Annotated in this window: 20 protein-coding genes; 16 read left to right on the forward strand and 4 right to left on the reverse strand. The window is 42.1% G+C overall.

Annotation, left to right across the window (positions count from 1 at the left end):
• Window positions 1–904: 904 nt before the first annotated feature.
• Window positions 905–2344, reverse strand: coding sequence for a Na+/H+ antiporter NhaC (gene nhaC / locus MHB50_RS07330; protein ID WP_205178663.1), 1440 nt, complete (start codon window positions 2342–2344; stop codon window positions 905–907).
• 980 nt (window positions 2345–3324) lie between these two features.
• Window positions 3325–3714, reverse strand: coding sequence for a rhodanese-like domain-containing protein (locus MHB50_RS07335; protein ID WP_077111368.1), 390 nt, complete (start codon window positions 3712–3714; stop codon window positions 3325–3327).
• A gap of 358 nt (window positions 3715–4072) precedes the next feature.
• On the opposite strand from MHB50_RS07335, the gene MHB50_RS07340 reads away from it, so the two are divergent.
• Window positions 4073–6628 (forward strand): vitamin B12-dependent ribonucleotide reductase, encoded by a 2556-nt coding sequence (locus MHB50_RS07340; protein WP_340085081.1) that lies wholly within the window; start codon window positions 4073–4075, stop codon window positions 6626–6628.
• A gap of 248 nt (window positions 6629–6876) precedes the next feature.
• Window positions 6877–7761, forward strand: coding sequence for a patatin-like phospholipase family protein (locus MHB50_RS07345; RefSeq protein WP_339162906.1), 885 nt, complete (start codon window positions 6877–6879; stop codon window positions 7759–7761).
• Window positions 7762–7782: 21 nt separating this feature from the next.
• On the opposite strand, the gene MHB50_RS07350 is transcribed toward MHB50_RS07345, so the two are convergent.
• Window positions 7783–8136 carry an SA1362 family protein gene (locus MHB50_RS07350; RefSeq protein WP_083717470.1) on the reverse strand — a complete coding sequence of 118 codons (354 nt, stop codon included), beginning with the start codon at window positions 8134–8136 and terminating at the stop codon, window positions 7783–7785.
• A gap of 569 nt (window positions 8137–8705) precedes the next feature.
• Between MHB50_RS07350 and MHB50_RS07355 the strand changes: the two genes are divergently transcribed.
• The 4 genes from MHB50_RS07355 (at window position 8706) to aroD (ending at window position 13095) form a co-directional block, all read left to right on the forward strand.
• Window positions 8706–9188 carry a YqhR family membrane protein gene (locus tag MHB50_RS07355; protein WP_077111363.1) on the forward strand — a complete coding sequence of 161 codons (483 nt, stop codon included), beginning with the start codon at window positions 8706–8708 and terminating at the stop codon, window positions 9186–9188.
• Between the two features lie 106 nt (window positions 9189–9294).
• Window positions 9295–10356: a Xaa-Pro peptidase family protein gene (locus MHB50_RS07360; RefSeq protein ID WP_077111361.1), complete on the forward strand. Its 1062-nt coding sequence runs from the start codon at window positions 9295–9297 to the stop codon at window positions 10354–10356.
• A 21-nt stretch (window positions 10357–10377) separates the two neighbouring features.
• Window positions 10378–10935 carry an elongation factor P gene (gene efp, locus MHB50_RS07365; protein WP_077111360.1) on the forward strand — a complete coding sequence of 186 codons (558 nt, stop codon included), beginning with the start codon at window positions 10378–10380 and terminating at the stop codon, window positions 10933–10935.
• Window positions 10936–12342: 1407 nt separating this feature from the next.
• On the forward strand, window positions 12343–13095 hold the full coding sequence (gene aroD, locus MHB50_RS07370) for a type I 3-dehydroquinate dehydratase (RefSeq protein ID WP_340085082.1): 753 nt from the start codon (window positions 12343–12345) through the stop codon (window positions 13093–13095).
• A gap of 389 nt (window positions 13096–13484) precedes the next feature.
• Here aroD and MHB50_RS07375 read toward each other — a convergent pair whose 3' ends face one another.
• Entirely contained in the window at window positions 13485–14033 is a 549-nt protein-coding gene (locus MHB50_RS07375) for a shikimate kinase (protein ID WP_077111357.1), read from the reverse strand.
• Between the two features lie 277 nt (window positions 14034–14310).
• On the opposite strand from MHB50_RS07375, the gene spoIIIAA reads away from it, so the two are divergent.
• The 10 genes from spoIIIAA to accC all read left to right on the forward strand — a co-directional run bounded on the left by spoIIIAA (window position 14311) and on the right by accC (window position 21435).
• Window positions 14311–15225: a stage III sporulation protein AA gene (spoIIIAA, locus tag MHB50_RS07380; protein ID WP_077111356.1), complete on the forward strand. Its 915-nt coding sequence runs from the start codon at window positions 14311–14313 to the stop codon at window positions 15223–15225.
• On the forward strand, window positions 15218–15733 hold the full coding sequence (spoIIIAB, locus tag MHB50_RS07385) for a stage III sporulation protein SpoIIIAB (RefSeq protein WP_340085083.1): 516 nt from the start codon (window positions 15218–15220) through the stop codon (window positions 15731–15733). The genes spoIIIAA and spoIIIAB overlap by 8 nt, the downstream gene beginning before the upstream one ends.
• Window positions 15734–15748: 15 nt before the next feature.
• Entirely contained in the window at window positions 15749–15952 is a 204-nt protein-coding gene (gene spoIIIAC / locus MHB50_RS07390) for a stage III sporulation protein AC (protein WP_057983258.1), read from the forward strand.
• A gap of 21 nt (window positions 15953–15973) precedes the next feature.
• Complete coding sequence (gene spoIIIAD / locus MHB50_RS07395; RefSeq protein WP_340085084.1) at window positions 15974–16360, forward strand: stage III sporulation protein AD; 387 nt, start codon at window positions 15974–15976, stop codon at window positions 16358–16360.
• 27 nt (window positions 16361–16387) lie between these two features.
• Window positions 16388–17575 (forward strand): stage III sporulation protein AE, encoded by a 1188-nt coding sequence (gene spoIIIAE, locus MHB50_RS07400; RefSeq protein WP_077111353.1) that lies wholly within the window; start codon window positions 16388–16390, stop codon window positions 17573–17575.
• A gap of 13 nt (window positions 17576–17588) precedes the next feature.
• Entirely contained in the window at window positions 17589–18197 is a 609-nt protein-coding gene (gene spoIIIAF / locus MHB50_RS07405; RefSeq protein ID WP_077111352.1) for a stage III sporulation protein AF, read from the forward strand.
• Window positions 18198–18200: 3 nt separating this feature from the next.
• Window positions 18201–18857: a stage III sporulation protein AG gene (spoIIIAG, locus tag MHB50_RS07410; protein ID WP_077111351.1), complete on the forward strand. Its 657-nt coding sequence runs from the start codon at window positions 18201–18203 to the stop codon at window positions 18855–18857.
• On the forward strand, window positions 18858–19385 hold the full coding sequence (locus MHB50_RS07415) for a SpoIIIAH-like family protein (protein WP_339162924.1): 528 nt from the start codon (window positions 18858–18860) through the stop codon (window positions 19383–19385). It begins immediately after the preceding gene.
• 163 nt (window positions 19386–19548) lie between these two features.
• On the forward strand, window positions 19549–20067 hold the full coding sequence (accB, locus tag MHB50_RS07420) for an acetyl-CoA carboxylase biotin carboxyl carrier protein (RefSeq protein WP_077111349.1): 519 nt from the start codon (window positions 19549–19551) through the stop codon (window positions 20065–20067).
• 12 nt (window positions 20068–20079) lie between these two features.
• Entirely contained in the window at window positions 20080–21435 is a 1356-nt protein-coding gene (gene accC, locus MHB50_RS07425; RefSeq protein WP_340085085.1) for an acetyl-CoA carboxylase biotin carboxylase subunit, read from the forward strand.
• Window positions 21436–21450 lie beyond the last annotated feature (15 nt).

Raw genomic sequence — 21450 nt, forward strand, 5'->3', positions numbered from 1 at the left:
AGCCATAGTAAAGGCTGTATAAAAAAAGTACATTTGATAAGCTCCCCCTTAAGGGGAGCTTTTTATGTCCACCGCTTTTAGCGATCACAGCTTGTAAAGATACAGATTTTAACCAAAGATAAATAATTGGGCATGAGGGGGAAAACGACCCCATTTCTCTCCACTCTGCTTATGATAAATAGAAAAGCAAACATCTTCCAAAAGGAACTTACACATAAAGGAATAATCAAGGAAATGATCGTCCTTCATGAAAAGGTATTTACTGGTTATCATCGAATGACCCTCGTGAATTTAAAAAAGCCTTGGTCATAAAGAGCTAGTGGCGAGAATGATTCCTAAAACCAAACACACTCATGCACATGTGACGGATCACATTTTAAAGTGGGAATTTACAGCAGTAAAACAATGAAAGGACGTTCCTGAGTTTCAAGATGGTTTGGACAAAGAAGAAAGCCAATTTTAAAGCGCGATTTTTGATTTGCGTGATGATCCATTAAGGGTATTCCAAAACAAACAGAGTAGACAAAGCGAAAGATACATTCACTACGGTAAAACTTTCCCTTATCCAAAGCGACCGTGCTTATATTGCGTTGATACCGAGAACAGACACACATCAAGCATATGTATGAGTAACGAGCTATTGGGGAACAGTTTTGAAAGCTGTCCATAGCGATAAAGTAGATGCATATCAAGAAAAATGAAACGGCCTTAGTCCCTTTATATATAGAACTAAAACCGCTTATAGGTTTTTTATTATTTTCGCTGTTTACTTAGTGACAAGGGACAGTTCAAATTGATACGCCATTACCAAGTTTTAATAAGGTTCTTCAAAATGATGTGGTTCGCGATTTTTTCCAAGAAAAGAGTCCTTTTGAGTCAAAAAAATATGGCCGATGACGAGTAGTTAAGCTGTCGTATTTTTCTGGGCTTCTTTTATTTCCAACTCTTTCACTTTTGTCTCTGACAAGTACTCGACCTTAATTCCGAAAAGTGCCATCAAGATCGCAATGATTGGAACAGCATAGTTCATGACCGCGTATGGCGCATAATCAACAGGGTGGACTGCAAGAGTTGAAAAAATGAACACGCCACATGTATTCCATGGTACAAAGACCGAAGTGATGGTTCCGCCATCTTCTAGCGCTCGCGACAAGTTTTTGGAATGAAGTTTCTTATCTCTATATGCCTTTAAATACATTCTTCCAGGCAAAAGGATAGAAATATATTGTTCAGATGCTGTTGCATTTGTAAAGAAAGACGAGAAAATGGTTGTAACAATCAAGCTTTTACCTGTGCGAGCTAATTTCAGGATTTGAGCCACAATTGATTTCAGCATGCCTGTTTGTTCCATTACTCCGCCAAATGTCATTGCTACAATTGTCAATGATACAGTGTACATCATATCATCGATGCCACCACGGTTAAATAATTCATCCACCATCGCGTTTCCGGTTTTAATTGAATACCCGCCTTGAAGGGTATTGACAGCATCTGCAATTGAGCCGTCTTGTACAAAAATATAACAAATCCACCCCATAAAAACCCCAATAAAAAGGGCCGGAAGCGCTGGCATTTTTTTAGCCACCAAGATAATGACCAATACTGGGACGAGAAACAGCCAAGGAGAAATGACGAAATTCTCTTGTAATGCAGTTAAAATGTGACCGATTTCTCCGGCGTCCATAGAGGAAGAAGAGAATCCCCTTCCTAAAAAGATGTAGACGATAAAGGCGATGGCCAGTCCAGGGATTGTAGTGTAAATCATATGTTTAATATGATCGAATAAGTCAGTGCCCGTAATCCCCGCTGCCAAATTAGTCGTATCTGAAAGCGGTGACATTTTATCACCAAAATAGGATCCTGAAATAATCGCTCCGGCTACCATCGGTGCAGGGATGCCCATACTGATTCCGATCCCCATTCCGGCAACTCCGATCGTCCCCATTGTTGACCAAGAACTCCCGATGGCAAGCGTGACAACCGCACAGATTGCGCATATAGAAGCGAGAAATAATGAGGGTGTAATCATTTTCAGACCATAATAAATCATGGTTGCAATAATGCCACCGCCAATCCATGCCCCGATAATCATTCCAATAGTAATGATGATCAAAATGGCCGGCAGAGCCAGTCGAATCCCTTTGTATGCTCCTTCTTCGATAACATCCCATTTATAACCCAATCGCCAAGCGATGAAAGCGGACACAACTGTTCCCACAAGAAGCGGAATATGTGGACTTCCTTCAAACTTGATAATGGTAACTGCCATGACGGCTACCATCACGATTAACGGTATGATAGCCAGAAAGAAAGGAACATGTATTTCTGGCTTGTTTTCTTTCATGGATTTTCTCCTTTCAATTAAGTTTAACGTCAAAACTATAATAATATATAAAGGTGAATTGATAAATGCAAAATTTTTAAGCTCAGCGCAAAATTTTTTTGCGCTTTCGCAGTTGTTTCTATTATAATTCTGAAAAAAATAGGACACCTTAGTTGATCAGTTTAATAAAAATGAAATACCTGGCTCGCTTCGTTTGCTATGGCTTTAGATAGGAAAAGTTGAAATGCGTTTTATACCGACTTTCTGCAAGGTAAACCCACATTTGACCCGATGGAATTAAACAAGTTAATTCGACCTAACAAAGCAAGGGCAACATCTCAAAAGTTTCATCATTGAATGCAGCAAAAAGGGGACGTAACGGGAAAAGTATGTGTAAGAACGATCCGTTTCCTTTGTTTTCTGTACGAAATCGCTGTGGCCAACTCATGTACCATCATCTGCCTCCTGTTATTTTCCCATGAAAAACCCTCGTTATCCATAGATAAGAATAGTGAATATACCTACAAATCGATTCCCGCCATTCTTATCTTTTAGCAAAATAATGCTACACAATCTGTTGCCGAAGTTCCGTTATGCCAGTCCCTCCGCTTTCTTGAATAAGAATTCGTTTCTTAGAAATGATTGAATAAGGATTATTTTTTATTAGAACGTAAAAATGATTGCGCCATAATGAAAATGACACTTTGTTTTTCACAAGAGGTTTTGGTAAAAAAGATGGCAAGTTTTATTTGCTTGCCTAAGGATATGGAAGCCTGATAAATTTGATAGGCGAGGGTATGAATAAAGAGGGAAGACCTTTTATTTTTTGTGATTGGCAACATCGCCTTTATTTTATAAGATATAAAAGACGTTGATAGGCAGACTCACGTACGGTTATGTAAGAGGCCGGGGGATCCATTCCCCCTCCTGCTCAATGTCCATAAGTATTCTGGCGGTTTTTTTAATACCGCTCATTGCATACCGCTGTCCGGGCGCTTGTTTTATGATTTCTTTTTAATTTTTCCCGTCCAATTTTTGTAGCCGCCTTGCAGATGGTACAGCTGACGGTATCCTTTTTTGTAAAGAATTTGGGCGGCCCTTCCACTTCTCATCCCGCTTTGGCAATATAAGTAGACCGGTTTATCCGGACGAATTTCCTTCATTCTCATTTTTAACTGAGACATTGGAATACTTCTCGCGCCAAGGATATGGCCGCCGTCATATTCTTTCTGTTCACGCACATCGATGAGTTGTGCTTTGCGGTATCCGGCACGAAATTCATCTTCCGTCAGCGTTTTTAATATTTTCTTTTGTTGGAAATAGTTAAAAAGAGAAAAAGCAATAACTACCACCAACAAGCCAATTGTTGTATAAAGAAGTACCAACTCCATAGCCCCTTTCTAGTAATAACCCTATTCTCTATTATATTCTCCAAATGACGATGAATCAAAGTTTTTTCCTCTATTCCACTCCAACAAAAAGTAAAATGTTAAATTTGTTGAAAATCAACGATTTGTGCTGTGGTATCGGTTAATCTCTTCTTTTATCTCCCGGAATCTCTTAATTTTAAATTTGACAAATGACGATTGTTTAGCTCCGAAACACAATATATAGTAGAGTTGTTTCAAAATAAAATCAATATATTGTGTTTAAGGATTGATTTTCTGGATAAATATATGGTAACGTATCTATGACAGATACATAAGTAAGGTAACTTACCCGAAATGTTTTTGAGAAGGAGTTGGCAAAATGTCTGTTGCATTTACGAAAAAACCGAATCTAAATATTGAAAGGCTTAATGAAGACATTCAATTATTTAAGCATGTTCATCCTATCACACCTGATATGCGAATTACCCACAAAGGGGTCTCAAGACTTGTCATGATTGACAGGTATGCATATAAAGATACCGAAAAAATCACTTTGAGTGAAGGTGACTTCGTCGTGTTGACGATTAAAGAAGACCCGAAGTTTCCGGCAAGGGGATTGGGCTTCATCCAATCCATTGATTGGGAAGAAAAGACAGCCGAAGTGATTGTCGAAGAGGAGTACCGAAGTGCCTTGGAGGATGAGGTAGAGAGAGAAACAGGCATCATTGTCCGTCCTCTTGATATTATAGAAAAACCATTGGAAGTTTTTTACGAGCAAATTGCAAAAAGAAATGCAACAGGTCTTGCCTCCGTCGAAAAAACGGAAGAGAAAAGACAAGAATGGTTCGAAAAATTTTATGAAGAGCTGGTTAATTTGCATTTCGTCCCTGCCGGACGAGTCTTATATGGAGCGGGCTCCGGTACGGATGTCACTTATTTTAACTGTTATGTGATGCCATTTGTCGCTGATTCGCGCGAAGGTATTTCCGAACATAGAAAACAAGTAATGGAAATTATGAGCCGCGGTGGGGGCGTCGGAACAAATGGATCGACATTGAGACCGCGCAATACGTTGGCTCGCGGAGTAAACGGAAAATCTTCCGGCTCTGTTTCTTGGCTGGATGATATTGCCAAACTGACACATCTCGTCGAACAGGGAGGATCTCGTCGGGGCGCGCAAATGATCATGCTTGCCTCTTGGCATCCTGATATTGTGGAATTTATCATCTCCAAAATGCAAAATCCGCGTATTCTGCGCTTTTTAATTGAAAACACCACGGACCCGGTCATCAAAAAGCACGCAAAAGATAAATTGAAATTCACCCCGCTTACACAAGCGGAGGAAGCTATGTATCAAGGTGTCCTCAACTATCGAAATATACCCTGCCATGGCGGTTTCAACGAAGAAATATTCCAAAACGCCGAAGAAAAATTAAGGGAAGGCGGAACATATTCAGTTCATAATCCTGAATTTTTAACAGGAGCCAATATTTCGGTATGTATTACAAAGGAGTTTATGGAAGCTGTAGAAAAGGACACCGAATATGAACTTTGTTTCCCAGATGTCGAGAATTACGAAGAGGAAGAAATGACCATTTACAATGAACAGTGGCACAAGGTGGGAGATGTTCGCGAGTGGAAAAGACTTGGCCACAAAGTGCGTGTTTACCGTAAAATGAAAGCCCGCGAACTGTGGAACCTTATCAATATTTGTGCGACGTATTCTGCGGAACCAGGCATTTTCTTTATTGACAATGCAAACGAAATGACGAATGCGCAAGCATACGGACAAAAAGTGGTAGCGACCAATCCTTGCGGTGAGCAGCCATTGGCTCCTTACTCCGTATGTAATTTGGCGGCTGTGAACCTAGCGCAAATGGCTGATAAAAAGAAAAAGGATGTCGACTTTGAAAAATTAAGACAAACAGTAAAAGTCGGCGTGAGAATGCAGGATAACGTAATTGATGCAACACCATACTTCTTGGAAGAGAATAAAAAACAGGCACTTGGCGAGCGCCGGATCGGTCTTGGTGTCATGGGATTAGCAGATTTGCTCATCTATTGTGAAAAGGAATATGGCTCCAAGGAAGGAAATGAGCTTGTAGATCAAGTGTTTGAAGTCATTGCAACAACCGCCTATGAAGAGTCTATTGAATTGGCAAAAGAAAAGGGCAGCTTCCCGTTTTTAAGAGGAGAAACAGAGGCGGAGACAGCCAAGCTTCGCGAGGCATTTACCAACACCGGCTTTATGAAGGGAATGCCAGAAGAAATTCGTGAATCGATCAAAGAGCACGGCATTCGCAACTCGCACCTTCTGACTGTAGCTCCAACTGGCTCCACCGGAACAATGATTGGCTGCTCAACAGGGCTTGAACCATACTTCTCCTTTACGTATTACCGCAGCGGCCGCCTCGGAAAATTCATTGAAGTGAAGGCCGACATTGTGGAAGAGTATCTGAGGGAGCATCCGGAAGCAGATAAGGACAAATTGCCGCATTGGTTTATTACGGCAATGGATCTTTCCCCTGAAGCTCATGCGGATGTACAGTGCATCATCCAGCGTTGGATTGACAGCTCCATATCCAAAACGGTCAATGCGCCGAAAGGATATACCGTCGAGCAGGTCGAAAAAGTGTACGAGCGGTTGTATAAAGGCGGAGCCAAAGGTGGTACCGTATATGTTGATGGCAGCCGTGATTCACAGGTGCTCACATTAAAAGCAGAGGATAACAGCTTTGAGGAAAAGCAGGAAACCGAGCAGCCGGAACGCCCTGTCGTATTAGTTGATACCATTCAAGATGTCCGTTCGACGAGTGTGACGATCGGCTCCGAATTGGGGAATACATGTCCAGTCTGCCGCAAAGGACAGGTAAAAGAGATCGGCGGATGCAATACTTGTGATAATTGCAACGCTCAGTTAAAATGTGGACTATAACCAACATAGTCGGCTGACCCGTTTATTCGGGTCAGTTTTTTTTAGGGATTGTCATCAGTTTCCAACATTCCAACAATTTGTTCTAATTCCCGTTTTATCAAACATATATCAATATAAGTGAGACTTATGGGGCTTTTCGCACTGGTTGTTAGTTGAACCATCGGGCTTTTACAGCGGCTGATCTCCTTGTTGAAGTGGGCGGCTTCAGTTAAGGCGGATAAACAGCATTGAGAAAGGCGGGCAAAACAATGGAAATTGACGGGGTGTTTTCGGGAGGGGGCATAAAGGGTTTTGCTTTGCTTGGGGCACTTGAAATACTGGAGGAGAGGGGATTCACATTCAAGCGGCTTGCAGGAACAAGTGCGGGAGCGGTGATTTCCGCATTAGCGGCAGCCGGCTATTCCAGCAAGGAAATGATTGATTTGATGAAAAATGTAGATATGAAAATATTCCTTGATCGCAGAAAAACTCTCTTGCCTTTTCAAATGGCCAAGTGGCTGTTACTTTACTTTCGAATGGGTATTTACCGGGGCGATTTATTGGAGGACTGGCTCGGAAAAAAACTTGCACACAAAGGTGTCTATACGTTTAAAGATTTGCCTCCTGATTCATTGCGGGTCATTGCGTCTGATCTATCAGCGGGCAGATTGCTTGTCCTTCCGGATGACTTGGGAAAATATGGGGTTCCAAAAGAAACGTTTCCAGTGGCACGAGCCATTCGGATGAGCTGTGCGATCCCTTATTTTTTTGAACCCGTTAAACTCCGCTCATTATCCGGAACCAATATGATCGTGGATGGAGGCCTATTAAGCAATTTCCCCATTTGGCTGTTTCAAAAGGACGGGAAAAAACCAAAAAGACCGATCATCGGGGTAAAACTGAGCCATCATACAGAAGAACAGCCAGAAAGAAATATTCAAAACGGGCTGCAGCTCGTTGAAGCATTATTTACTACGATGAAAGATGCGCACGATGCAAAATATATTTCCCGGAAACATGAAAAAAACATTATTTTTATCCCCATGAACGAAACGTTTTCGATTGAATTTTCCATTGATAACCAAAAAAAAGAAGCCCTTATTGAAAAAGGGCGCGAGCGAGCCAGGATGTTTTTAACATCTTGGGTATACTAAGTATTCATCAGACAGCGTCGATTAAAAAATCGCTCTGTCTTTTTTCTTGCTTTTCTTTCCTTCAATAACGGTTAAATGGGCAGTAGATCTTCTACGCAACGGCCTGTTTCGCAAATGGCTTTTTGCCTTCATTTGGCTTTTACGCCGTTTTGCCCGTAATTTAGATTGCCTTGCCGCTTTGGCAAATGCATTTCTTTCTCTGCGGCTCGGTAACCGATTGCTCACAAGCCGAAAGATCAGCAAAACAATAGCAACCGTAATCGCGATAATGAACAGTTGCCTAAACAGACCTGCCGGGTTGGTGAATAAATAGGAACCGAGACCCACGACAGCCAAGAGAAAGATTCCTCCTATAATCCAATTCCGTACATTCAAGAGCGCCACCTCCTTGGGAGTAATGGACATCTTTCCCAAAAAGCAATGCATTTATACATAATGAACAACAATTTACACTCATACTTATCTCACTTTTCTTTTCCACATCGGCAAATCTTTAAACGAAGGACCGAGATGTTTATTTGACAAAATCCCGACATTTTTAAAAAAACGCCAAGGGTAAATGGTGAAAACTTACATCAATGACCTAGTTTATGGTAAAACTGAGAGTTCCTGCAGGATTGCTTGTATCAATTCTTTTCCGGTGCGGATGTTCAGGGTGATCTGTTCAGCCCGCGGGAATTCGGAGAGCTTGGATTAAAAGCCTGTGAGCCTTACGAATTCAGGGGCGTTATGGTTACAAAATTGACGACGCATATCTATTGTTGTTTTATGTTTCCGTAAAAGTAACGATGCTGGCAGATTGTGACATTTCTATTAAGAAAAGTGAGGCGTGACAACTTTGTTCTTTACATATATTTTACTAAATAAAAGAAAATATAACCAGATAAATGATCCGCGTGAAAAGAATTGAAAAGTCAGGACATGATAGTAGTGGAGGTGTTTTTATGGAAAACGAAACGTATTATAATATATCCCTTTTGACATTGGCGATTGTGACAGGATTGACGGCCGGCATATTCGGATGTTTAATGGGTTACGCCTTATATTATTTGAACTTTACGGAAATTCGTCCAAACATCATTTTGACTCCCGTAGCCGGAGGATGGAAAAGCAACTGGGCAGAGATTATCATTGTTTCTATGGTGTATGGGCTCATCTCCATTGTTCCCGCGCTTATTTATTATGCTTTATTGAGAAAAAAGAAATCATTTGCATGGGGAATTTTATATGGCGCAGTACTGTTTGTCGTCGTTTTTTTTGTACTGCATCCGTTATATCCAAATGCAAAGTTACTCATAACATATGAGTTAAATACGGTTTTGACTGGACTGACCTCCTTTCTTTTATATGGGGTTTTCATCGGCTATTCGATCTCCTATGAGTACGAAGAATCGATTTATGTAAAAAAACTAAAAGGACATTCTTGAACAATGTTTTTTCTGGATTTATATGTTAAACTGATCACATGCTGAATAGGTGAGACGAGACTTCATAAAAGATCCATTCCAAAAAATCGGGACGGGAGAGATCGGGATGGCAAGAGTAAAAAAAGTACAGCAATTATTACCGCAGTATGGAATTGACGGCATACTCATCATGAGTACATATAATCGCCGATACGTGACAAATTTTACCGGTTCGGCCGGTGCCGCGTTAATACTTTCAGACAGTGCCTATTTTATTACAGACTTTCGTTACGTAGAACAGGCAAAATCTGAGACAAGCGGGTACGACATTATCCAGCACAACAGATCGCTTATTGAGGAAGTAGCCAATATCGTAAATGAGTCGAAAATCGGAAAGCTCGGCTTTGAAAAGGACCATATTACTTATTCAACGTGGGAAAAGCTTGATCAATCAATAGAGGCTGAGACGGTTCCTGTATCTAACATGATTGAACAACTCCGCATGGTCAAATCTGAAGAGGAAATCAATACGATCAAAGAAGCCGCAAAAATTGCGGACAATGCTTTTACTCATATTCTTAACTACATGAAACCAGGCGTGGCAGAGTTGGATATAGCCAATGAGCTGGAATTTTTCATGCGAAAAAATGGGGCTGCTTCATCGTCATTTGATATTATTGTCGCCTCAGGCAAACGATCCGCCTTGCCGCATGGAGTGGCAAGCGACAAATTGATTGAGAGCGGAGATTTCGTCACGTTGGATTTCGGCGCATTGTATCAAGGGTATGTTTCCGACATTACCCGCACAGTTGCAGTCGGAAATCCGTCTGAAAAATTAACGGAGATATATGAGATTGTGCTGGAAGCCCAAGTTCAGGCCGTGGATCAAATCAAACCTGGCATGACAGGACGGGATGCCGATGCGATTGCCCGTGATTACATACGTGAAAAAGGATATGGAGACAATTTTGGGCACTCGCTCGGCCACGGTATTGGCCTTGAAGTACATGAAGGGCCTGGTTTGGGGAGCAGGTCTGAGACGACACTAGTTCCCGGGATGGTAGTAACGGTTGAGCCAGGCATCTACTTGCCGGAAATTGGCGGGGTCCGTATTGAGGATGACATAGTCATGACTCAATACGGGAATGAAACATTAACACATTCACCTAAAGAATTAATCATTTTATAACATGTATCAGGAGGAAGACATATGATTTCAGTAAACGACTTTCGAACAGGCTTGACAATTGAAGTAGATGGGGGAGTTTGGCGCGTCTTGGAATTTCAGCATGTTAAGCCGGGGAAAGGTGCTGCCTTTGTCCGTTCCAAATTAAGAAATTTACGGACAGGCGCAATTGCTGAAAAGACGTTTCGAGCCGGGGAAAAAGTCAACCGGGCCCAAATTGATAATAAAGCGATGCAATACTTGTATGCAAGCGGGGATCAGCATGTATTTATGGACCAGGAAACATATGAACAAATTGAATTATCGGCTGATCAAATCGAGCATGAATTAAATTTTCTGCTTGAAAATATGGAAGTTCACATCATCATGTATAACGGGGAAACACTCGGAGTCGATTTGCCAAATACTGTACAATTAAAAGTTGTTTCCACTGAACCCGGCATTAAAGGCGATACTGCTTCAGGGGGATCAAAACCGGCAACACTTGAAACCGGGCTCGTTGTTCAAGTTCCGTTTTTTATCAATGAAGGGGATACGTTAGTCATTAATACTTCAGATGGGTCATATGTTTCCAGGGCATAAATTTTCACAAAGAGACTGGGACATAAGCAAATACGACCGAACAATTCATTTATAATTGTTCGGTTTATTTGTGTGAAAAAATCCCTATCATGGCTACGTCAAAATATTCTTTCCGCAGGTCTCTTCAGCTTCCTCGGAAAGCAAAGGTCGCTTTCCTGCGGGATCTTCAGCTCGAACTATTCCCGCAGGAGTCTACATATGTTGACTACGCTAAAAGCTTGCGTATGATACACTGGGACCATTTATCCCGCATGTAAGGTGCCGTAAGCTCCCACTTCAAAATCTTGGGTGAATACAAAAGGTCTGAGTGGGAGAAAACGGCACCTAAATGCCCGATTGGTTCAACTAACGTTCAGCAGGAGCCCTACTGAATGAAGTTTCACTTTATCCCGCATGTAAGGTGCCGTAAGCTCCCACTTCAAAATCTTGGGTGAATACAAAAGGTCTAAGTGGGAGAAAACGGCACCTAAATGCCCGATTGGTTCAACTAACATTCAGCAGGAGCCCTACTGAATGAAGTTTCACTTTATCCCGCATGTAAGGTGCCGTAAGCTCCCACTTCAAAATCTTGGGTGAATACAAAAGGTCTAAGTGGGAGAAAACGGCACCTAAATGCCCGATTGGTTCAACTAACGTTCAGCAGGAGCCCTACTGAATGAAGTTTCACTTTATCCCGCATGTAAGGTGCCGTAAGCTCCCACTTCAAAATCTTGGGTGAATACAAAAGGTCTAAGTGGGAGAAAACGGCACCTAAATGCCCGATTGGTTCAACTAATATTCAGCAGGAGCCCTACTGAATGAAGTTTCACTTTATCCCGCATGTAAGGTGCCGTAAGCTCCCACTTCAAAATCTTGGGTGAATACAAAAGGTGTAAGTGGAAGGAAACGGCACCTAAATGCCCGATTGGTTCAACTAACATTTAGTAGGAGCCCTACTGAATGAAGTTTCACTTTATCCCGCATGTAAGGTGCCGTAAGCTCCCACTTCAAAATCTTGGGTGAATACAAAAGGTCTAAGTGGGAGAAAACGGCACCTAAATGCCCGATTGGTTCAACTAACATTCAGCAGGAGCCCTACTGAATGAAGTTTCACTTTATCCCGCATGTAAGGTGCCGTAACTCCCACTTCAAAATCTTGAGTGAATACAAAAGGCCCAAGTGGGAGAAAACGGCACCTAAATGCCCGATTGGTTCAACTAGCATTCAGCAGGAGCCCTCATGGAGAAAACCGCCTACACCGCTATGAATCCTCTTTACTCGCTTACATCTGATAACCATTCAAAGGTCATCCTACCTGCAGACGAAAGTTCATTCGTGCATGAAATAAATTTGGGAAGGAATTTCAGAGGAAAAGGTATATAATTGATGTATTATTGCAGAACATAGAATCATAGAGGTGGTCTTACGTTGAACTCGTTATTTCAAGGAAAAGATATACCCTATATATGTACGCCTCTGGTTGGACGTAATAGGGACGACATTATGGAAGAACTTGAAAAAATCATTCCCCAAAATCCTGATTTAATTGAATGGAGGGCAGATTTTCTGACAAATATTCATGACACTGAATATGTCATCTCCTTATTGAAAGAAATTAAATTCAAGGCGGGTCTTCCCATCTTGTTTACGATCCGTTCAGAAAAAGAGGGGGGAGAGCCCATTCCGTTATCTGAACATGACAAAGTGGCTTTGCTATGCCAAGTAAGTAAAAGCCGGAATGTTGATATCATTGACTATGAAGTGTCTAATGAACCTGCATTCATACAGAAAATAAGAAAACAGACCAAAGACAACAACAAAAAGCTTATACTTTCTTACCATAATTTCGACTGCACTCCGGGTAATCAAGAAATCATCAAAAAGCTCTTTTTATGTGAATTTTACGGAGCCGACATGGCAAAAGCAGCGGTTATGCCGAACAATAAAGATGACGTCCTGAGACTTTTACAAGCGACGAAAGATGCTGACGATGTATTAACCATTCCGGTTATAACCATGTCTATGGACGGCCTGGGGGCACTCAGCAGAGTAATTGGATGGGTGTACGGATCCGTTCTCACTTTTGGATTGGGCGTTCACAACTCCGCTCCCGGCCAGGTTCCAATTGAGCGTTTACAGCAAATGATCACAAAAATGAAAGAGTCAATGGGTTATCAATAACAATCTAACCCATTTGGAGTTCTTAGCTTGAGTAAAAATAGTTTTGGCAGTCGATAAATGGATTGCCCGTTTGCAACCCTGTATATTGGCCAAGGTGAAGGCAGCTTCATGTTTCCATCAGGAAGGAGAAAAGGACAACACAAAAATAAGGGACCGGGACAAAACCCTGTAAAAATGAAACAAACCGCATGGAATCAAGTTTCAAAACCTTGATTTCACGCGGTTTTATTCTCACATTTTTACGAATATCAATCAGCTTTCAACTTATGTCCATCAGCATGTTTAGTTATGGCCCAGCCCTTCGCTTTTTATTGTTGGGCAAGCGTACGATGTCAAATAGTTTTGATTTTAAGGCATGATAAACACACGAATTCCAGTCGAGTTCCAAATCATGGATGGATTTTCCAAGCCGATTGCAAACAATCAACGATATCATCCGCCACTTCTGCGGCTGATTTAGCATCTATTGTTACTTTTAAGTGGTGTGCCGCGTAAATTTTTTGGCGTTCGTCAAAAAGCTTTCGTATTTCGTCTAAGGTGCGACCTTGTAATACAGGCCGGGAGTCAATCAGCATGTGCAATCTTTTTTTCCACTCTTCCCACGGTATATCAAGATAAACAACAAGGCAGTTTGATAGGCACGCTTTCCTGACCTCCTCATTTAAAAAAGCGCCTCCTCCGACCGAGATGATTTTCCATTTTTGTTTGCAATAAGAAATGACAGTTTCTTTTTCATACTTTCGAAATGTTGATTCTCCGTATTTGTTGAAGATTTCAGTCGGGGGCATGGCGAAGTCGCTTTCAATCACCTGGTCAATATCAACTAAGCTCCTGTTTAGCTTTTGGGCAAGTAGCTGCCCAACGGTTGTTTTTCCAACACCCATAAAACCAATCAATACGATGCTTTTTTCCCTTATATCCATATCTCTATTTATCACGATTAAACACTCTTTTCAATTTGTTGTTAAAAATGTATTATATCAGGAATGATCGCGAACGTCTCCAATCCACATAGTCGAATATATAAAAAATTCCTGAGCGGAAGAGAACTTTAAACAGCATTTCCGAAAGAATCATATTTATAATCCATACACAAAAAAGCTCCCAAGCTATAAAAAAACGGGAGCTTTTTTGACGATTAATTATTGTCCAGTGTTCTATTCACTGCTTGGGCGAATACATATTAGTAGCGAAAGGCGGAGAAGGAGGATTGGGATGGATGCCATATTTCGTGTTTTGCCGACCCATATGAAAGATTTATTACAAGGGCTTTCCAAAAGTATTTTGGAAGAAACGGAAGAAATTCGGTTAAGAGTGAATCGGCCTATTGAAGTTTCATCCAGGGGAATCCCTCATTTTCTCCCATATCTATTTACCAAGAGTGATGCGGAACAACTCATTAGCAAACTGGCTAATCACTCTTTTTATACATTGGATGAAGAGCTCAAAAGAGGATATGTCACCATTGAAGGCGGACACCGGATCGGGCTTGCCGGGAAAACCATTTTGGAAAGCGGACACGTAAAAGCCTTGAGACATCTGTCTTCCTTTAACATTCGAATAGCGCGAGAAAAAATCGGTTCTGCAAATCCGTTGCTCCCTTTTTTATTTGATGGAAATTGGAAGCATACGATGATTATCGGGCCTCCGCAATCGGGAAAAACGACTTTATTGAGAGATATTGCCCGGATCATATCTGAAGGGTGTCCTGAAAAGGGGATACGGGCGATGAAGGCGGGGGTCGTGGATGAAAGATCGGAAATTGCAGGGTGTTTACAGGGAGTACCCCAGCTTCAGTTTGGCCCCCGAATTGATGTGCTGGATGCCTGTCCAAAAGCTGAAGGAATGATGATGATGATCAGGTCGCTCAGTCCCGATGTTTTGATCGTGGATGAAATTGGCAGACAGGAGGATAAAACAGCCATCATGGAAGCTGTGAATGCCGGTATTACTTTAATGATGACGACGCATGGCAATAACTTGGAAGATATAACAAAAAGACCGCTATTAAAAGACATTATTGATCAACAAGTGTTTGAAAGATTTCTTGAGTTATCTTCCAAAGGTGATCCCGGCAAGGTGTATTCAATCAAAGACATGCATGGACAGGCAGTGGGAGTCCATGTTTAAACTGATCGGGGCAGTGCTCATTATATGTGCGACAACTTGGGTGGGGATTGAATCTTCCAATCATTTTATCAGGCGCACGAAGCAGCTCCGGATGGTCAGGGAATCTTTGCAAGCACTTGATGCGGAGATCATGTACAATCATACGCCGCTTCTGGAAGCGAGCAGAAAACTGGGAGCACAGCTCCCCCACCCTATCGGCACTTTTTTTACAACCTTTTCCGATCAATTGAAGGAACCTGAGGTTATGGTAAAAAACGCCTGGCGGGAAAGCTTGGACAAAATATGGGAACAAACAGATCTGAAACAAAGTGAATATGAAATACTCGTCCAATTTGGGGAAAATCTCGGAAAACATGACCGGTTTACTCAGCAAAAACATATACTTCTTACTCTGACCCATCTGGAAAGGGAAGAGTCGGATGCTCGTGAAAAACAAAAGCAATATGAAAAATTAATGAAGAGTCTCGGTTTTTTGTCGGGCCTGCTATTCATTATTTTGCTTTTGTAAGTGGGAGGAGATGTAATGGGCATTGAGGTGGATGTTATTTTTAAAATAGCGGGCGTTGGCATTGTCGTTGCTTTTCTGCACACCATTCTGGATCAGGTAGGGAAAAAGGAGTATGCGCAATGGGTGACCTTATTCGGTTTCATCTACATTTTGTTTATGGTTGTAACGATTGTTGACGGGCTTTTTCAAAAAATAAGATCAGTGTTTTTATTTCAATGATGGGAGGGGAAAGCCATCGCAATGCTGCAAATAGCTGGCCTCGCCCTGATTGCTACTTTTCTTGCCTTGATTATTAAAGAACAGAAGCCCACTTTCGCTTTTCTGCTGATCCTGTTTACGGGCTGTTCTATCTTTTTATATTTGGCAGACCAAATCTACAACATTATTATGCTGATTGAACATTTGGCTGCCAGCGCAAACGTCAATACCGTTTATGTCAAAACAATCTTAAAAATTATCGGCATTGCGTATTTAGCCGAATTTGCCGCCCATATTAGCAAGGACGCCGGAATGGGAGCCATGGCAGCGAAGGTGGAACTTGCCGGAAAAATTCTCATATTGGCGATGGCCGTACCCATTTTGACTGTATTAATAGACACTGTGATCAACTTATTGTCAGTCAGATAAAAATCTGTTCCAATCGGGGTGAAAAGGATGCGGCGAACACTACTGATTTCTTTCTTTTGCATTTTTTTATTTTCGGGACCAGCCGTTTCCCAGGCCCAAGACGAGGATCCAGAAAGCAACGATATATTATCAAATATCGTAAGAGAACAAATGGAGACACTTGGGCTGGATGATTTGAAAAGCCACTGGGAACAGATTATGGACGAATATGGCGGATATTTGCCCGAAAGCCAGAGGGGAACCCTTATCGAGTTTTTGCAGGGGGACAAGTCCTTTTCGATCAAAGGGTGGTTCACGGGGATAGTTGCATTTGCGTTTCAAGAGCTGACGATGAATGGGAAGCTGCTTGGGACACTGTTATTGTTAACGATTTTTAGCGCGTTTCTCCAATCACTTCACCACGCATTTGAAAAAAGTGCTGTATCAAAAGTCGCCTACTCTGTTATTTTCATGGTGCTCATCATATTGGCCTTGAACAGCTTCCGGGTGGCAGTCGATTATGCCATTGGGGCGATAGATTCCATGACTCAATTTATTTTTGCGCTGATTCCACTTGTTCTTGGTTTAATTGCTTCGTCTGGAGGCGTCACTTCATCTGCTTTATTTCATCCATTATTGGTTTTTTTAATCAATACAAGCGGCTTGCTTGTCAAAAATATCGTTCTTCCGCTTTTATTGTTGGCGTTAATTCTGCAGATTGCCAGTTCGCTGAATGAGCAATATAAAGTTACACAACTGGCGGGATTGTTAAAAAAAATCAGCATCGGTCTCCTTGGAATTTTTATGACTGTACTGCTTGGGGTTATTTCCCTGCAAGGAACAGCTTCAGCGGTTGCAGACGGGGTCGCGATCAGGACGGCAAAATTTGTAACAGGGAACTTTATACCGGTTGTGGGCAGGATGTTTACAGATGCAGCCGACACTGTATTAACAGCAAGCCTGCTATTAAAAAATGCCGTGGGTCTTGCCGGAGTGGCCATTGTTTTGATCATAGCGGCATTTCCGGCAGTCAAAATTTTAATGATTGTCTTTATATATAAATTGGCCGCGGCGTTGCTGCAGCCAATTAGCAACGGGCCAGTCATCTCATGCCTTGACGCAATCAGCAAAAGCATGTTGTACGTGTTTGCCTCTCTGGCAATCATCTCCTTCATGTTTTTTTTGGGCATCACAATCGTTATCACTTCCGGCAACATTACAATGTTTATCCGGTAGAGGAGGGGCGGCATTGGCATTTTTAACAGAGTGGATCACCAATATCGTCATTTTTATCATGCTTGCTATGATCGTCGATATGCTTCTGCCTGACTCGAGCATGAGGAAATATGTCAAGCTCGTAACCGGGCTGTTGCTTATAACGATCGTCATAACTCCTGTTTTCAAACTATTTTCTGCTGATGTGGAAGACCTCATTGCCGCCTTTTTTGATCCTCATGATGAAACCGGGGCCATTCTTCAAGAAAAAACAGAAGAGAAAAAAAAAGAAATAGAATCATCAAACGATGCATATATATTAAAGCAAATGGCTGTCCAAATGAAAGAATTAGTAGAGAAGGAGATGATCAACCGATATGGAATGGTCATAACGAACATCAATATTAAAAGCAAACCCGGCGCGGAAGACATGCCAGAAAACATCCAAAAAATTACGGTTCATCTGGAACCGGAAACAAAGACGGGAGAAATCAAAAAGGTACAGGAAGTAACGGTTGACCTCGAACAACAGTCGACAGACCGGCTTCCGGAATCAGCAGAAGACATGATAGCCATGCTGTCACAGTATTGGGATGTACCAGCGGAAAAAATAGAAGTTGCAGGCGAGGGGAGGAACCAATAATTTATGAAAAACGGTCCTCTTGATTGGTTGAAAAACATATTTGACGGAAATAAAAAAGATGGCCGTAATAAAAATAATAAGTTTTATTATGCGGCCATACTGATTCTGGCCGGTGTGGCGCTGATGATCATTTCTGATCTCGCAAAACCTGATAAAAATCATGAGCCGGCAGCCGTGTTAAAAGAGGAAGAAGCAAATGAGAAATATACAGAAACTTTCGGCTCCACTAAAGATGCCGAGGAGACAATCAAATTACTGGAAAAACAGTATGAAGACGAAATGAAGGAAGTGTTGAACGAGATTGTCGGAGTCCATGACGTCATGGTCTTTGTCAATATAGAAGCTACAAAGAAAAATGTCTATGAAAAAAACATGACACTGAAAAATCAAACAACAGTAGAGGAAGATAAAGAGGGAGGAACAAGGAAAGTAGAAGACCAGTCAACCGAAGACGAACTTGTCCTCATTCGGGAAGGTGATAAAGAAGTGCCACTTATTTCGGAGACGAAAAAGCCTGAGATTAAGGGCGTTTTGATTGTGGCGGGAGGAGCTGAAAAGTTGCAAGTGAAAAAATGGATTGTAGAGGCGGTAACAAGGGGACTGGATGTCCCCAGCCATAAAGTGGCTGTCATGCCGAAAAAGTCAAAGGGGGATTCGTAAATGTTGTTGAAAAAACAAACAGTTTGGTTGTTGACGATGCTGAGCCTTGTAGTGGTATTGTCTGTTTATTATGTAACATCCGATCCGGCAAAGGAAGATATCGCCGCCACTAAAAATAGCACCGAGGAAAAAGGGGAAGCGAGTAAACAAGACATGAAAGTACTTACTGAAGCGGCGGGGGATGAAGCATTTGAAGCCGCCCGGCTTGACATCCAGGATAAAAGAGGCAAAGAAATAGCCGACTTGACAAACAAGGTGGCATCCCCTGATTTATCTGCAGATGAGAAAAATGAGCTGGTGACAAAAATGAACGAGCTGACCGCACTTGATACAAAAGAGAAAACCTTGGAAAGCTTAATCAAGACACTTGGTTATGAAGATGCCTTAGTCAGAGCGGAAAATGATCAATTTTTAATTACTGTAAAAGCGAAAGAACATTCCCGAGCCGATGCGGCCCGCATTTTACAAATGGTCAGAGAAGAGCTCGGAACGAACACGGTAGCCACAGTAGAATTTCAGACGAAATGATAGAAAGACGGAGGGAATCAATCCTGTCCGTCTTTTTATTTTCCATACATATTGGTTTGTCGCAGTAAAAAGTTCGCGGCTTCTTTCTGTCTTTCATTGAATTTATGGCACCTGTTATATTATGATATTAAGAGCTATCCATAACTTTGAAGGAGTGTCGTACATGTTGAAGGTACAGGAAATACGTGAAATCATTAAGTTAGTAAATCAATCGGATATTGACGAGTTTGTTTATGAACATGACGGTTCAAAAATCAAGTTGAAGAAAAAAGGCTATAAAACTGTACAAGAGGCACAATCCCAGGCACCAGTCCAACCGCTTCCAGAACAGCAGATTATTCCAAGTGAAGCGCCACCTGTGCAGCCTGCACCTGTACAGACACAAACAGAAGCCGACTCGGTGCAGCCAGCTACTGCTCAGGAAGCCGACGATGAGAGCAACTTACATAAAATTACTTCTCCAATGGTCGGAACGTTTTACCAGGCTCCTTCACCTGACAGTGAACCTTACGTAAAAGTGGGATCCAGTGTAAATGAAAATACCGTTGTCTGCATCGTTGAAGCGATGAAACTCTTCAACGAAATTGAAGCAGAAGTCGAAGGGGAAATTGTACAAATATTAGTGAAAGATGGTGAACTCGTAGAATACGGCCAACCATTGTTTTTAGTGAAGCCTAGGTAAGGAGCGAATGAAATGATAAAGAAAGTATTAATTGCCAACAGGGGAGAAATTGCTGTCCGTGTCATCCGTGCCTGTATGGAAATGGGGATAGAAACGGTAGCGGTTTACTCGGAAGCGGATAAAGAGGCATTGCATGTACAATTGGCGGATGAGGCTTATTGTATTGGTCCGAAGGCGTCCAAAGACAGTTACTTGAACTCGGCAAATGTGGTGAGTGTCGCTAAACTGACGGGCTGTGACGCCATTCATCCCGGTTACGGATTTCTGGCGGAAAACGCAGACTTCGCTGAACTATGCCGTGAATGCAATATCACTTTTATCGGCCCGAGCCCGGAAGCTATTTCAAAAATGGGAACAAAAGATGTGGCCCGCGCGACAATGAAAGAAGCAGGCGTCCCGATTGTTCCCGGATCTGAAGGTATTGTGGAAAGCACGGAAGAGGCGATCAAGATCGCAGAACAAATTGGCTACCCGGTTATCATTAAGGCTACAGCTGGCGGAGGCGGAAAAGGAATCAGGCCCGCGCACAGCGAAGAAGAATTGATCAAGGGAATGGAAGTCACCCAACGCGAGGCGTTAACTGCTTTTGGAAATCCAGGAGTCTATATTGAAAAATATATCACCGATTTCCGGCATGTAGAAATACAAATCATGGCTGATAATCATGGAAATGTGATCCATTTGGGAGAAAGGGATTGTACAATCCAGCGCAGGCTGCAAAAGCTGCTGGAAGAAACGCCGTCCCCCGCACTCAATCAGGAATTGAGGGAAAAGATGGGGCAGGCTGCCATCAATGCCGCAAAAGCAGTTGATTATTCCGGAGCGGGAACAGTGGAGTTTATTTTTGACCATAGGGAAAATACATTTTACTTTATGGAAATGAATACAAGAATACAGGTTGAGCATCCTGTCACGGAAATGGTAACGGGTGTTGATTTAATTAAGGAACAAATCAATGTGGCGGCCAATCATGAGCTGTCGCTTACCCAGGAAGAAGTGGCGTTGAAAGGGTGGTCGATAGAGTGCCGAATTAACGCGGAAAATCCGGAAAAAAACTTCATGCCCTCAGCAGGTAGAATTGACATGTATTTACCTCCAGGTGGTATGGGTGTCCGGGTGGATTCCGGAGTATATCCGGGCTATACGATCCCCCCTTACTACGATTCCATGATTGCAAAGGTGATCTCTTACGGAGCCACCCGGGAAGAAGCCATCGCGAGAATGAAAAGGGCGTTGGAAGAGTTTGTCATTGAAGGTGTTCATACGACCATTCCGTTCCATTTAAAGCTTTTGGAAAACGAAGCGTTTGTGAGCGGTGACTTCAATACGAAGTTTCTTGATCTGCATCCGATCATGAATGAAAAATAAACGGAGGTGTTACAA

It is taken from the genome of Siminovitchia sp. FSL H7-0308 (genome assembly GCF_037980985.1).
GTDB classification, from domain to species: Bacteria; Bacillota; Bacilli; order Bacillales; family Bacillaceae_C; genus Siminovitchia; species Siminovitchia thermophila.

Bases quoted from the DNA above. Each gene is read 5' to 3' on its own strand.
- spoIIIAE (WP_077111353.1), top strand. From the start codon at position 16,388: ATGCGGCGAACACTACTGATTTCTTTCTTTTGCATTTTTTTATTTTCG.
- MHB50_RS07360 (WP_077111361.1), top strand. From the start codon at position 9,295: ATGGCAAGAGTAAAAAAAGTACAGCAATTATTACCGCAGTATGGAATT.
- efp (WP_077111360.1), top strand. From the start codon at position 10,378: ATGATTTCAGTAAACGACTTTCGAACAGGCTTGACAATTGAAGTAGAT.
- accB (WP_077111349.1), top strand. From the start codon at position 19,549: ATGTTGAAGGTACAGGAAATACGTGAAATCATTAAGTTAGTAAATCAA.
- MHB50_RS07415 (WP_339162924.1), top strand. From the start codon at position 18,858: ATGTTGTTGAAAAAACAAACAGTTTGGTTGTTGACGATGCTGAGCCTT.
- spoIIIAC (WP_057983258.1), top strand. From the start codon at position 15,749: ATGGGCATTGAGGTGGATGTTATTTTTAAAATAGCGGGCGTTGGCATT.
- spoIIIAA (WP_077111356.1), top strand. From the start codon at position 14,311: ATGGATGCCATATTTCGTGTTTTGCCGACCCATATGAAAGATTTATTA.
- spoIIIAD (WP_340085084.1), top strand. From the start codon at position 15,974: ATGCTGCAAATAGCTGGCCTCGCCCTGATTGCTACTTTTCTTGCCTTG.
- MHB50_RS07355 (WP_077111363.1), top strand. From the start codon at position 8,706: ATGGAAAACGAAACGTATTATAATATATCCCTTTTGACATTGGCGATT.
- spoIIIAG (WP_077111351.1), top strand. From the start codon at position 18,201: ATGAAAAACGGTCCTCTTGATTGGTTGAAAAACATATTTGACGGAAAT.
- MHB50_RS07345 (WP_339162906.1), top strand. From the start codon at position 6,877: ATGGAAATTGACGGGGTGTTTTCGGGAGGGGGCATAAAGGGTTTTGCT.
- nhaC (WP_205178663.1), bottom strand. From the start codon at position 2,344: ATGAAAGAAAACAAGCCAGAAATACATGTTCCTTTCTTTCTGGCTATC.
- MHB50_RS07340 (WP_340085081.1), top strand. From the start codon at position 4,073: ATGTCTGTTGCATTTACGAAAAAACCGAATCTAAATATTGAAAGGCTT.
- spoIIIAB (WP_340085083.1), top strand. From the start codon at position 15,218: ATGTTTAAACTGATCGGGGCAGTGCTCATTATATGTGCGACAACTTGG.
- MHB50_RS07335 (WP_077111368.1), bottom strand. From the start codon at position 3,714: ATGGAGTTGGTACTTCTTTATACAACAATTGGCTTGTTGGTGGTAGTT.
- accC (WP_340085085.1), top strand. From the start codon at position 20,080: ATGATAAAGAAAGTATTAATTGCCAACAGGGGAGAAATTGCTGTCCGT.